This window comes from Agromyces sp. GQ35 (assembly GCF_059758475.1).
Map to the genome: position 1 here is coordinate 113669 of NZ_JCAXEO010000002.1, position 12995 is coordinate 126663.

Here is a 12995-nt window from a genome sequence, read left to right on the forward strand (position 1 = left end):
GGCTTGATCTTCGAGTGCGCCGTGTTCCGGCGCGCCCGGAATCCCCGAGCGATACACGATTGAGAGTCACGTGGCACACGACCAGGACCCAGCGCACGCCGACGCGGGCGCGTACGACTTCGCCTCCATCCAGGCGAAGTGGCTTCCCGTGTGGGATGAGTCCGAGCCGTTCCGCGCCGGGCTTCCTGGCGACACGAGGCCGCGCAAGTACATCCTCGACATGTTCCCGTATCCCTCCGGCGACCTGCACATGGGCCACGCCGAGGCGTTCGGCTACGGCGACACGGTCGCCCGATACTGGCGCCACCAGGGGTTCGACGTGCTGCATCCCGTCGGCTGGGACTCCTTCGGCCTGCCGGCTGAGAACGCGGCGATCAAGCGCGGCATCGACCCGCGCGGGTGGACCTACGAGAACATCGAGCAGCAGAAGCGCTCGTTCCGCCAGTACGCCCCGTCGTTCGACTGGTCGCGCGAACTCCACACGAGCGACCCCGAGTACTACAAGTGGAACCAGTGGCTGTTCCTGAAGCTGTACGAGCAGGGCATCGCCTACCGCAAGGCGGGACAGGTCAACTGGTGCCCCAACGACCAGACGGTGCTCGCGAACGAGCAGGTCATCGACGGTCATTGCGAGCGCTGCGGTGCGGTCGTCACCAAGAAGGCGCTCACGCAGTGGTACTTCCGGGTCACCGACTACGCCGATCGCCTGATCGACGACCTGAACCAGCTCGAGGGCGCCTGGCCGTCGAAGGTGCTGTCGATGCAGCGCAACTGGATCGGCCGCTCATCGGGTGCCGACGTCGAGTTCGAGATCGAGGGGCACGCGGAGCGCGTTTCGGTCTTCACGACGCGCCCCGACACGCTGTACGGCGCGACGTTCATGGTGGTGGCGCCCGACTCGGAGATCGCGGCCGAACTCGCCGGCGGGGCATCCGCCGAGGTGCAGACCCGATTCAAGGACTACCTCGAATCGGTGCGCTCCGAGAGCGACATCGACCGGCTCTCGACCGACCGGCCGAAGACCGGTGTCTTCCTCGAGCGGTACGCCGTGAACCCGGTCAACGGCGAACGCCTGCCGATCTGGGCCGCCGACTACGTGCTGGCCGACTACGGCCACGGCGCGATCATGGCGGTGCCCGCCCACGACCAGCGCGACCTCGACTTCGCGCGTGCGTTCAATCTGCCCGTGCGCGTCGTGGTCGACACCAACGCGCCGGTCACCGGTGTCATCCCCGTCATCCCGCTCGACGAGAACGGCGACCCGTACCTGCCCGACGACCTGCCCGCCGACGATCCGGTGTCGACCGGCATCGCGCTCGCGGGCGAGGGACGACTCGTGAACTCCGGCCCGCTCAACGGGCTGTCGAAGTCGAACGCGATCCGTCGCGTGATCGAGCTCCTCGCCGAACGCGGGCTCGGGCGCTCGTCGAAGAACTATCGCCTGCGCGACTGGCTCATCTCGCGTCAGCGCTACTGGGGCACGCCGATTCCGATCATCCACTGCCCGTCGTGCGGTGAAGTCCCGGTTCCCGAGGCGGAACTGCCGGTGCAGCTGCCGGATGCCGCGGGGCTCGACCTGAAGCCCAAGGGTGCGAGCCCGCTCGGCGCCGCCGAGGAATGGGTGAACGTCGCCTGCCCGAAGTGCGGCGGCGACGCGCGACGCGACTCCGACACGATGGACACCTTCGTCGACAGCTCGTGGTACTACCTCCGGTACTTGAACCCCAATGATGACGCGCGCGCGTTCGACCCCGCCGAGGCCGAGAAGTGGGCACCCGTCGACCAGTACGTCGGTGGTGTCGAGCACGCGATCCTGCATCTGCTCTACTCCCGTTTCATCACCAAGGTGCTCTTCGACCTCGGGTACCTGAGCTTCACTGAGCCGTTCACGTCGCTGTTGAACCAGGGCATGGTCATCATGGACGGCACCAAGATGTCGAAGTCCAAGGGAAACCTCGTCGAATTCGCGAGCGAGCTGCGGGCTCACGGTGCAGACGCGTTGCGAGTCACGCTCGCCTTCGCGGGTCCGCCCGAAGACGACATCGACTGGGCGGACGTCTCGCCGGTCGGCGCCTCGAAGTTCCTCGCGCGGGCATGGCGCATCTCGGGTGAGGTCACCTCAGATCCCTCGGTGGAGTGGAAGACGGGCGATCCGGCTCTGCGCCGCGTCACCCACCGGCTGCTCGCCGATGCACCGGGTCTCGTGGAGGCGTTCAAGTTCAACGTCGTCGTGGCCCGGCTCATGGAACTCGTGAACGCGACCCGCAAGGCGATCGATTCCGGCGCGGGCGCCGGCGACGCAGCAGTGCGCGAGGCAGCGGAGGTCACGGCGATGATCCTCGACCTCTTCGCGCCGTTCACCGCGGAAGACATGTGGCAGCGCCTCGGCTACGAGCCGACGATCGCGCTCGTGCCGTGGCGCAAGGCCGACCCTGCGCTCCTCGTCGAGGAGTCGGTGACGGCGATCGTGCAGGTCGACGGCAAGGTTCGCGACCGTCTCGAGGTGTCGCCGAAGATCTCGGGTGACGAGCTCGAAGGTCTCGCCCGCGCCTCGGCCGCGGTGGTTCGCTCGATCGGCGACCGCGAGATCGTCAACGTCATCGTCCGCGCGCCGCGGATCGTGAACATCGCGACGAAGGGCTGAGCTCGCTGCTCGACTCGTCCTCGACAGGCTGAGGATGTCGCGGTCGTCGCACTGAGCGCGGGCGTCGCCCGCGCCGGTCGTGAATGACGGGCCTACCATCCCCGGTATGCCCGCCCGTGACGTTCCCGATCCGCTGGCGGTCCTCGATCCCTCAGCGCGCCGTGCGGCGCCTCGCGTGCGAGTGGCTGTCGGTGCCGCAGTGGTGCTCTTCGTCGCGTCGGTCGCTGTGGCGGCGCTCATGTCGTTCAGCGCGGGCGGTGGCGGCGAGCAGTCGCGCATCGAGGCGCCCGCCGAGACGGCATCGGTCGGCTCAGGCGATGCGGCGACGGTCGGCGCGCCTCCGGTGCTCGTGCATGTGCTCGGCGCGGTCGCCCGACCCGGTCTCGTCGAGCTCGCGGCCGGGGCCCGAGTCGTCGATGCCGTCGCAGCCGCCGGCGGACTGGCCGCTGATGCCGACCCTGCGGGGGTGAACCTCGCCCGCGTGCTCGTCGACGGCGAACAGCTGTCGGTGCCGGTGGTCGGTCAGGCGCCGGCTGCGCCGACCGACGGGTCCACCTCGACGGGAGAGACCGACGGCCTCGTGCACCTCAACACGGCCGACCTCGCCGAACTCGACACGCTTCCGCGCATCGGTCCGGCCCTCGCGCAGCGCATCCTCGATTGGCGCGAGTCGAACGGGCCGTTCACCGCAGTCGACCAGCTCCTCGATGTCGCGGGCATCGGTGACGCGGTCTTCGCCGGCCTCGCGAACCTCGTGGCACTCTGACGTGCGCGACATCCGATTGCTCCTGCCCGCGGCGGCGGCATGGGCGGTCGCGTGGTGCGCCATCGGCGTGCCGGGCACGGCGGGCGGCGCGGCGGCGCTCGCGGGGGCCGTGTGGGCCGCGGCAGTGGTCGTGGCCGTCGTCATCGCGGCACGCGCGATGCGTGGTCGCCGACGGCGTCTCGAGGCAGCGCATCCGCGCGATCGGTCGTTTCGGGGAGATGAGCGCGAGCGCGGCACTGTGGCTGTCGCGTCATCGGCACTGTCACCGCAACCGCAACCGCAACCGATGCAAGCGTTGTCGACCACGCTCGTCGTGCTGGCGGCGTGCGGCCTCGTCGCAGTCGCCGCTGCGCTCGGGCTCGGGGCACGTGGGAGCTCGCCGCTCGCTGACGCCGCGAGCGCGCACCATACAGCCGAAGTGGTCGTCGAGCTCACTGCGGCACCTCGCACGATGCGAGCGAGTTGGTTCGCGGCCGGGCACGAGACGCAACTGAGCGTACGGGGGAGCGCGGTGATGATCGGCGGCGCGGACATGCCTGGGGTGCCGGTGACGGCCGCAGTGCCGTTGCCGGCCGAGCAGTTGCAGCTGGGCGCGCGCATCGCGTTCGAGGCCCGAGTGGCCGCGCTTCCCGGCGAAGAGCAGTCCGCATTCCGGCTGAGTCCGATCGGCGAAGTGCGGGTCGTCGCGACGCCACCGCCGTGGCTGTCGTGGACCGGGGGGCTGCGTACCGGCTTCGCCGACGCGGCGGGTGCACTCGAGGGCGATGGCGGGGCACTCGTGCCCGGGCTGGCGATCGGCGACACGAGTGCCGTCGATGAGAGCCTGGACGCTGCGATGAAGGCGAGTTCGCTGAGCCACCTCACGGCGGTCTCCGGCGCGAACTGCGCGATCGTGACCGCTGCTGCGTTCGCTCTCGCCGCGGCGCTCCGGCTGCCTCGACGAGCTCGGGTCGTGGTCGCCCTCGCCGCTCTCTTGGGGTTCGTCGCGCTCGTGACTCCTGAAGCGAGTGTCGTGCGGGCGGCGACGATGGCGGTCGTCGTGCTCATCGCCGTCGCCGTCGGCCGCCCGGGAGGCGGGGTCGCGGCGCTCTCACTCGCGGTCGTCGTGCTGCTGACCAGCGACCCGTGGTATGCCCGTGACTACGGCTTCGCGCTCTCGGTGTTCGCCACCGGCGGGCTCCTGCTGCTCGCGGCACCGCTCAGCCGTGCGCTGTCGCGGTGGATGCCGACGCCCATCGCCGTGGTGATCGGCGTGCCGCTGGCGGCGCAGCTGGCCTGTCAGCCGGTACTGGTTCTGCTGGATCCGGTGCTCGCCGTGTACGGAGTACCGGCGAACCTGCTCGCCGCCCCCGCAGCGCCCGCCGGAACGGTCGTCGGACTCATCGGCTGCCTCCTGCTCCCGCTGCTGCCATCCGTCGGCTTCGCCTTCCTCCAGCTCGCCTGGCTGCCTGCGTCGTGGATCGCCATGCTCGCGCGCGCTTCCTCGGCGATGCCGGCCGCGAGGTTCGAGTGGCTGCCCGATGCTCCGGGCGCGCTTCTGCTCGCCGGGTGCACGGCGATCGCCGTCTGGCTCGTGCTCGGTGATCGTCGACGACTGCGGCTTCGTCGTGTCGCGGCCGTGGTGCTGCTCGTCGGGCTCGCCCTCCCGGTCGGCATGCTTGCGGGACCGCGGCTGATCGGCGCGGTCTCGAGGCCGGCCGAATGGGATGTCGCCGCCTGCGACATCGGACAGGGCGACGCGATCCTCCTGCGCTCGGCCGGCGTGACGGCACTCATCGACACGGGTCCCGATCCCGCCGAGCTCCGGCGATGCCTGGCGTCGCTCGGCATCGCTCGCATCGATCTGCTGGTGCTGACCCACTGGGACACCGATCACGTCGGGGGAGCCGCCGCTGTCGCGGGGCTCGTCGACACCGTGTTGCACGGACCGCTCGACGGTGCCCGTTCGGATCGGGCACTCGATCTGCTCGTCGGAGGTGGCGCCGAGTCCGTCGAGGTCGTCGCGGGATTCGCCGGCACCCTCGGCGAGGCACGATGGCGAGTGCTGTGGCCGAGACCGAACGCGACACCGGGCAACGACGCCAGCATCGTGCTCGACGTCACCACCCCTGAGTATCGCGGCGTGTTCCTCGGCGACCTCGGTGAAGGGGCGCAGGATCGGCTTTTGCGTTCGGCTCAGATCGGCCGCGTCGACCTCGTGAAGGTTGCACATCATGGCTCTGCCGACCAGAGCGCGCGCCTGTACGAGGAGCTGGGCGCGACCGTGGGCGTGATCGGCGTCGGTGCCGAGAACGGCTACGGGCACCCGACGGAGCGGATCCTCGACGTCTTGCGGGCCGACGGCACCGCCGTCGTGCGCACCGACCGAGCGGGCACCCTGCTGCTCACTGCCGACGACGGCGGCTTCGGACTGTGGAGCGAACGGACGGCCGATGATGTCGGTCCCGGCCCGTAGACTCGACGTGAAGAAACGGGAGGTGCGGTGGCATCGCGCACGGGCGCTTCGCGCACAGGGGCATCGCCCAAGTCGAAAGCGGCGATCCCGCAGCTCGCGTGGCACGCGATCAGGCCCGCACCCGTGGTGCTCGTCTCCGGCGCAGAAGACGTGCTCGCCGAGCGCTCGATCACGATGCTGCGCGACTTCCTCCGCGCCGAAGATCCCGCACTCGAGGTCAGCGACCTCGAGGCCGACGGCTACCGCCGCGGCGAGCTCATGACGCTCGCGAGCCCCTCGCTGTTCGGCGAGCCCCGACTCATCCGGGTGAGCGGCGTCGAGCGCGCGAGCGACGACTTCCTGCTCGACGCGGTCGACTACCTCGGCCAGACGGCCGAATCGACGACGCTGGTGCTTCGGCACCGCAGCGGCGTGCGAGGCAAGAAGCTTCTCGATGCGGTGCGTGGTGGCACCGGCGCCGGCATCGAGATCGTCTGCGCCGAGCTCAAGAAAGACGCCGAGAAGCAAGACTTCGCGGCCGCTGAATTTCGTGCGGCAGGGCGCAAGATCAGCCCAGGCGCGCTGCGCGCACTGGTCGGCGCGTTCAGCGACGACCTGCGAGAGCTCTCAGCCGCATGCCGTCAACTTCTGGCCGATGCCCCGGCCGACATCACCGAGGCGGTCGTCGCGCGATACTACGGCGGGCGTGTCGAGACCAACGCCTTCGCCGTGGCCGATGCTGCGATCGCCGGCCGTCACGGCGAAGCGCTCATCGCCTTGCGGCATGCGCTCGACAGTGGCGCCGACCCGGTCCCGATGGTCGCAGCATTCGCCATGAAGGTGCGCACCATGGCGAAGGTCTCCGGTACGCGCGGCGGTGGAGCGCAGCTCGCCGGCGCGCTGAGCCTGGCACCGTGGCAGATCGATCGTGCGCGGCGCGACCTCGCCGGTTGGACCGACGAAGGGCTCGGCCGTGCGATCGAAGCGCTGGCCACGACCGATGCTGCGGTGAAGGGCGCTGAACGTGACCCCGTGTTCGCCCTCGAACGGCTCGTCGGCATCATCGCCTCACGCGGTCGCGAACGTTCCTAGCTCCAGGCGCGCGGGGGTCACTTCACGGCGGCGGAGCCGCCCGCGAAGGCGCAGCTGCTCACGAAACGAGGAAGGCCCCGACACGTCAGTGCCGGGGCCTTCTCGAATACGTGTCGCGTCAGAGCGCGGCGACCTGCTTCGCGAGAGCCGACTTGCGGTTCGCGGCCTGGTTCTTGTGGATGACGCCCTTGCTGGCCGCCTTGTCGAGCTTGCGGGTCGCGGCGCGGAGGGCGGTCGTCGCCTGCTCCTTGTCGCCTGCCGTGATCGCGTCTTTCGCGAGGCGGATGACGGTCTTCAGCTCGCTCTTGACGGCCTTGTTGCGCTCCTGCGCCTTGAGGTTCGTGCGAATGCGCTTGATCTGCGACTTGATGTTTGCCACGTGGAGTTCGTCTTTCGTTCTGATGCGGGTACCGGACGTGCCGGGAAGGTAGAGGGGCCTCACCGGCGAATCGTGCGGGGTGGGACCCACACGGAAGCCAACAGACAACGATACCAGCTAAGCGCTCGCGTCACCAATGCGCTCGCGAGCGTGTCGGGCGGCGAGTGCCGGGCTCCCCGATCGACGTGCGCGGCCGCGCCGCATCGCCGCGCGATGCTCGAGCTCGGCGACGGCGCCGAGCACGATCGCCGCGAAGTCGTCGGGCCGGATCAGGCTCACGAGGTGGGTCGCCTTCGGCACGATCACGAGTCGGGCATCTCGAGCTGCACGAAGCATCCGTCGCTCTTCGAAGCGGAAGTGGTCGAAACGGCCGTTCACCAGCCACACGGGCACCTCGAGGCTGCCGAGCGCGGCCACGGGGTCGAGCCCGCCGACCGCTTCGAGCACCGGCGCCATCACCTCGAGCGCGACGCCGCCCGCGAGCACGTCGTCGGCGGCGACGGGGTCGAGGAACAGGCGCGCCATCGCGTCGTTGAGGGAGCGTCCTCGGTCGGGCATGCGAGCGATGGCGGCGGCGAGGCGGCGGTAGCCACTGAGCGATGCGCCTCGAGGGCGGGTGCTGCAGGACGCGGCGACGAGTCCGTCGAGCCGGCCGGGAAAGCGCGCCGCGTATTCGATCGAGAGGTAGCCGCCGAGGCTGAGCCCGACGAGGAGGCGCGGCGCGCCGTCGTCGACGCCACCGGGGTTCAGCGCCTCGTCGATGGTGCGCAGTGCGGCATCGACCGTGAAGGGCCCGCCGATGTGACGACCGTGTCCGGGCAGATCGATCGCCACGGCATCCAGATCGTGGCGGCCGAGCAGCTCGAGCTGCGCGCGCCACATCGACGACGAGGTGCGCAGTCCGTGCACGAGCACGACGCGGGTGCGGGGCATCCGTCAGCCCGCCCTGATCGCGCCGAGCTCGCGCGCCCTCGCCACGGCGGCGGTGCGCGAGCCCACGTCGAGTTTCGTGAAGATGTGCACGAGGTGCGACTTCACGGTCGCCTCGCTGAGGAACAGCGCGCGGCCGACCTCGCGGTTCGTGCGCCCCTCGGCGACGAGCGAGAGCACCTCCGCCTCGCGCACCGTGAGACGTTCGTCGCTGGCGCGGGATGCGTCGAGCCGCGACGAGACGCCCGGCGCGAGCGCGGCGTCGCCGACCGCCGCGGCGTGCACCGCGGCGATGAGTTCGGCGGGCGGCGCGTCTTTCAGCAGGTAGCCGCTCGCCCCCGCCTCGATCGCGCCGAGGATGTCGGCGTCGGTGTCGTAGTTCGTCAGCACGAGCACGCGGGGTGCGGCGGCTCGTGACCGGATGCGACGGGTGGCCTCCGCGCCCTGCATGGTGCCCGGGTACTGCAGGTCCATCAGCACGAGGTCGACGTCGAGGATCGCGGCCGACTGCACCGCGTCTTCGGCCGTCGACGCCTCGCCCACCACTTCGAGGTCGGGTTCGCTCTCGAGCATCGCCCGGATCCCGGCCCGGACGACGGGATGGTCGTCGCTCAGGAGGAGCCGGATCATGGGGTCACCGCCGGGATGCGCACCGAGACGGCCGTGCCGTCGCCGGGCGCCGACTCGATGTGCACGCTGCCGCCGAGCGCCTCGGCGCGCAGTCGTATGGCTCGAAGCCCGAACCCGCCCGCCGCAGGGGGCCGGGCCTCGGAACCTGCGGCGGACGCCTCCGCAACGAGCGGCTCCGCGACGTGGAATCCGGTGCCGTCGTCGACCACATCGAGGGCGACCTCGTCGCCCAGGTAGCTGAGCGTCACCGAGGCATGCCCGGCGTGCGCGTGCTGGAGCACATTGGCCAGCGAGCCCTGTGCGATGCGCAGGAGCGCCGCATCGGTCGACATGGGCAGGAGCACCGGGTCGCCGCTCGTGACGAACTCGACGTTCAGGCCGCCGCCGGCCTGCGCCGACTGCTCGGTCGTCGCCTCGGCCAGTCGGCGGAGTGCCGCCGGCAGGGTCTGCACGTCGAGCGAGGGCGGTGCCAGTTCGCGGATGAATCGCCGCGTCTCGCCGAGGTTCTGCGCGGCGGTCTCCCTGGCGAGTTGCAGCTTCTGCTGGGTCGTCGCGTCGGAGACGTCGCGTTCTGCGGCGTGCAGCAGCATCTGGATGCTCGACAGGCCCTGCGCGACGGTGTCGTGGATCTCCCTCGCCAGGCGCTCGCGCTCGGCGAGCGCGCCGGCCTCCCGGCTCGCGGCCGCCAGCTCTTCACGGGTGGCCATGAGATCGAGGATGAGCGTCTGGCGCTCGTGCGTCTCCTGCTCCATCGCGCGATAGCCGAGACCGATGACGATCGCGACGCCGGCGCTGATCAGCGGACCGAGGATCGAACCGACCTCGAACCCGAGGTGCGTGGCGGTGCCCCAGACCGAGAGGCCGAAGGTGACGACGACGAGCGGCACGGCGATCGGAGCGGCGAGCACGTGCAGTTCGAGGAAGAAGAGCGGGAAGGCGAGGAACGCCGCATCGGGCGTCAGCGCCGACATGCCGACCCAGAGCACGAGGAGGCTCACGAGCCAGACCACGCGCGCCCAGGTGGGCAGGTTCCTGTGGGCTGCCGCCACGCCGGCGCCGTAGCAGGCGAGGAACGCGACCGCGAGTACGGTCACCGCGACCTCGGTCGGTGCGTCGGCGAGGAGCGCGCGAACGACGACGAAGAGCGTGAGCCCGACGACGAGCACGTGCAGCCCCAGCCGGAGCGCCGTGAACACGGGCCGCAGGGCCGATGGAGCCACGCGCGAGCTGGGGACTTCGATCACCGCCATGATGCTCCGAGCGTAGCCCGGGGGCCTGTCGCGGGGCATCCGTCGAAAGTCGGAACCGAAGTCATGGGAGAATCGTCGGGATGTCCCCGAGAGCCACGAACCCGCCGGTGCCTGCTGCCACCGACCCCGCGCTGATCCGAAACTTCTGCATCATCGCGCACATCGACCACGGCAAGTCGACGCTCGCCGACCGCATGCTCGGCATCACGGGTGTGGTGAGCGACCGAGACATGCGCGCGCAGTACCTCGATCGCATGGATATCGAGCGCGAGCGCGGCATCACGATCAAGAGCCAGGCGGTGCGCATGCCATGGCAGGTGGGCGACACGTCGTACGCGCTGAACATGATCGACACGCCGGGTCACGTCGACTTCAGCTACGAGGTCTCCCGCTCGCTGGCTGCGTGCGAGGGTGCGATCCTGCTCGTCGACGCCGCGCAGGGCATCGAGGCGCAGACGCTCGCGAACCTCTATCTTGCGCTCGAGAACGACCTCGAGATCATCCCGGTGCTGAACAAGATCGACCTGCCGGCCGCTGAGCCCGAGAAGTACGCGAAAGAGCTCGCCGACCTCATCGGCGGCTCACCCGACGACGTGTTGAAGGTCTCCGGCAAGACCGGTGTCGGCGTCGAAGAGCTCCTCGACCGGGTGGTCGAGCGCATCCCCGCACCGGTCGGCAATGCGGATGCCCCGGCGCGCGCGATGATCTTCGACTCCGTCTACGACAGCTACCGCGGCGTCGTCACCTACGTCCGCATGATCGACGGTCATCTCGCCCCGCGTGAGCGCATCCAGATGATGTCGACGCGCGCCACGCACGAGATCCTCGAGATCGGCGTGAGCGCGCCCGAGCCGACACCAGGCAAGGGGCTCGGCATCGGCGAGGTCGGTTACCTCATCACGGGTGTGAAAGACGTGCGCCAGTCGAAGGTCGGCGACACCGTCACGACCGCGGCGAAGCCGGCCACCGATGCGCTGCCCGGCTACACCGAGCCGCTGCCGATGGTGTTCTCGGGCATCTACCCGATCGACGGCGGCGACTATCCCGAACTTCGCGAGGCGCTCGACAAGCTCAAGCTGTCGGACGCTGCGCTCGTCTACGAGCCCGAGACGTCGGTCGCCCTCGGCTTCGGCTTCCGCTGCGGCTTCCTCGGCCTCCTGCACCTCGAGATCGTCACCGAGCGACTGCGACGCGAGTGGGGCCTCGATCTCATCGCGACCGCGCCGTCGGTGATCTACGAGGTGACCACCGAAGACAAGAAGACGGTGACCGTCACCAACCCGAGCGAGTTCCCGACGGGCGCGAAGATCGTCGAGGTTCGCGAGCCGATGGTGCGCGCCGCGATCCTTGCGCCGAAAGACTACGTCGGCACGATCATGGAGCTCTGCCAGTCGCGCCGTGGTGCCCTCATCGGCATGGAGTACCTCGGCGAAGACCGGGTCGAGATCCGCTACAACATCCCGCTCGGCGAGATCGTCTTCGACTTCTTCGACCAGCTGAAGTCGAAGACCGCGGGGTACGCCTCGCTCGACTACGAGCCGACAGGCGATCAGGCCGCCGACCTCGTGAAGGTCGACATCCTGCTGCAGGGCGAGCAGGTCGATGCGTTCAGCGCGATCGTGCACCGCGACAAGGCCTACGCCTATGGCGTGCTGATGACCGGCCGCCTCCGGGAGCTCATCCCGCGCCAGCAGTTCGAGGTGCCGATCCAGGCGGCGATCGGCGCTCGCATCATCGCGCGCGAGTCGATCCGCGCGATGCGCAAAGACGTGCTGGCCAAGTGCTACGGCGGTGACATCACCCGCAAGCGCAAGCTCCTCGAGAAGCAGAAGGAGGGCAAGAAGCGCATGAAGATGGTGGGTCGCGTCGAAGTGCCCCAAGAGGCGTTCATCGCCGCGCTCTCGGGCGACACCGAGAAGAAAGACAAGAAGTAGCGCCTCGCGCTAACGTGGTCGTCGTCGGCGGGAGTCGAGCACGCGGGCGGCGAAGCGCCCCGAGCGGCCCGCCCGGAGACGGGGCACGGCATGGTGGACACACTTCGGCCACGGGCACTGCGACACGGTGACGTCGTGGCGGTGGCGGCGCTTTCGGGCGGCCTCGACGCCGACGAAGCGTCGCTCTTCCGGGCCGGCGTGAGCCAGATCGAGTCGCTGGGCTTCACCGTGCGCATGCCACTGATCGGGTTCAGCGACATCGACGGGCTGCACCTGGCGTTGCACGCGCGCACCGGGCTGGTCAGCGTGCACGGCGACCTCGTCACCCACGGATTCGGCGAGTGGCCCGACACGACTGCCGAGCGCCGTGCGCAGCTGGCCGACATCTCCCGCCGGGTCCTGACGCAGACCGAGGCCGCCGGTGCGCTGCCGCAGAGCGAGGCGTGGGAGTCATGGCGGCCGGGCCGGGCGGCGGGTCCATTGCTCGGTGGCCTCCTGAACCGCCTCGTGCGCCTCCATGGCACGCCGTATGGAGTGCCTCTCGAGCGTTTCGACGGCGCGATCCTGTTCTGGGAAGACGTCAACACGTCGACGTCCATGATCTGGAACGACCTCCAGGCGCTGCGCCACGCGGGAATCCTCGATCGCGCGGCAGGCATGATCATCGGTCCGGTCGCCGACGTCGAGGTCACCGACGACGGGCCGGGGCTTCGAGAGGTCACGCTCGACGTGCTCGGCGACCGCGACATCCCCGTGCTCGCGAACGTCGAGATCGGGCACACCCCGCCGAACCTCCCGCTCCCACTGGGCGTCCGCGCCGAGCTCGATACGGATGCATCCATGATCACCCTGCTCGAACCCGCGGTCGCGGAGCCCTGAGGACGCTCCGGGTTCGCGCGCAGCCGAGGCGGTCATCGAGAGCACCGGCTTCTCAGG

The 12995-nt window shown here is 69.9% G+C and carries 10 protein-coding genes; 6 read left to right on the forward strand and 4 right to left on the reverse strand.

The features are described from left to right. The first annotated feature begins 70 nt into the window (after positions 1 to 70). The 4 genes from leuS to holA all read left to right on the forward strand — a co-directional run bounded on the left by leuS (position 71) and on the right by holA (position 6936). On the forward strand, positions 71 to 2644 hold the full coding sequence (gene leuS / locus AC6CH0_RS12490; RefSeq protein WP_498101337.1) for a leucine--tRNA ligase: 2574 nt from the start codon (positions 71 to 73) through the stop codon (positions 2642 to 2644). Positions 2645 to 2750: 106 nt separating this feature from the next. Then, positions 2751 to 3410: a ComEA family DNA-binding protein gene (locus AC6CH0_RS12495; RefSeq protein ID WP_498101339.1), complete on the forward strand. Its 660-nt coding sequence runs from the start codon at positions 2751 to 2753 to the stop codon at positions 3408 to 3410. A 1-nt stretch (position 3411) separates the two neighbouring features. Continuing rightward, entirely contained in the window at positions 3412 to 5865 is a 2454-nt protein-coding gene (locus AC6CH0_RS12500; protein WP_498101341.1) for a ComEC/Rec2 family competence protein, read from the forward strand. A 27-nt stretch (positions 5866 to 5892) separates the two neighbouring features. Beyond that, complete coding sequence (gene holA, locus AC6CH0_RS12505) at positions 5893 to 6936, forward strand: DNA polymerase III subunit delta (protein WP_498101343.1); 1044 nt, start codon at positions 5893 to 5895, stop codon at positions 6934 to 6936. A 118-nt stretch (positions 6937 to 7054) separates the two neighbouring features. On the opposite strand, the gene rpsT is transcribed toward holA, so the two are convergent. From rpsT to AC6CH0_RS12525, 4 genes are all read right to left on the reverse strand, one after another. Beyond that, a complete protein-coding gene (gene rpsT, locus AC6CH0_RS12510; protein WP_022893312.1) occupies positions 7055 to 7315 on the reverse strand; it encodes a 30S ribosomal protein S20 in 261 nt (86 codons plus the stop codon). A gap of 117 nt (positions 7316 to 7432) precedes the next feature. Next, complete coding sequence (locus tag AC6CH0_RS12515; RefSeq protein ID WP_498101345.1) at positions 7433 to 8248, reverse strand: alpha/beta fold hydrolase; 816 nt, start codon at positions 8246 to 8248, stop codon at positions 7433 to 7435. Between the two features lie 3 nt (positions 8249 to 8251). Then, entirely contained in the window at positions 8252 to 8875 is a 624-nt protein-coding gene (locus tag AC6CH0_RS12520) for a response regulator (protein WP_498101347.1), read from the reverse strand. Continuing rightward, entirely contained in the window at positions 8872 to 10119 is a 1248-nt protein-coding gene (locus tag AC6CH0_RS12525; RefSeq protein WP_498101349.1) for a sensor histidine kinase, read from the reverse strand. Before AC6CH0_RS12525 ends, AC6CH0_RS12520 begins: the two co-directional genes overlap by 4 nt. An 86-nt stretch (positions 10120 to 10205) precedes the next feature. Between AC6CH0_RS12525 and lepA the strand changes: the two genes are divergently transcribed. Next, positions 10206 to 12059: a translation elongation factor 4 gene (lepA, locus tag AC6CH0_RS12530; protein ID WP_498101351.1), complete on the forward strand. Its 1854-nt coding sequence runs from the start codon at positions 10206 to 10208 to the stop codon at positions 12057 to 12059. Positions 12060 to 12149: 90 nt separating this feature from the next. Beyond that, positions 12150 to 12938: a S66 peptidase family protein gene (locus tag AC6CH0_RS12535; RefSeq protein WP_498101353.1), complete on the forward strand. Its 789-nt coding sequence runs from the start codon at positions 12150 to 12152 to the stop codon at positions 12936 to 12938. Positions 12939 to 12995 lie beyond the last annotated feature (57 nt).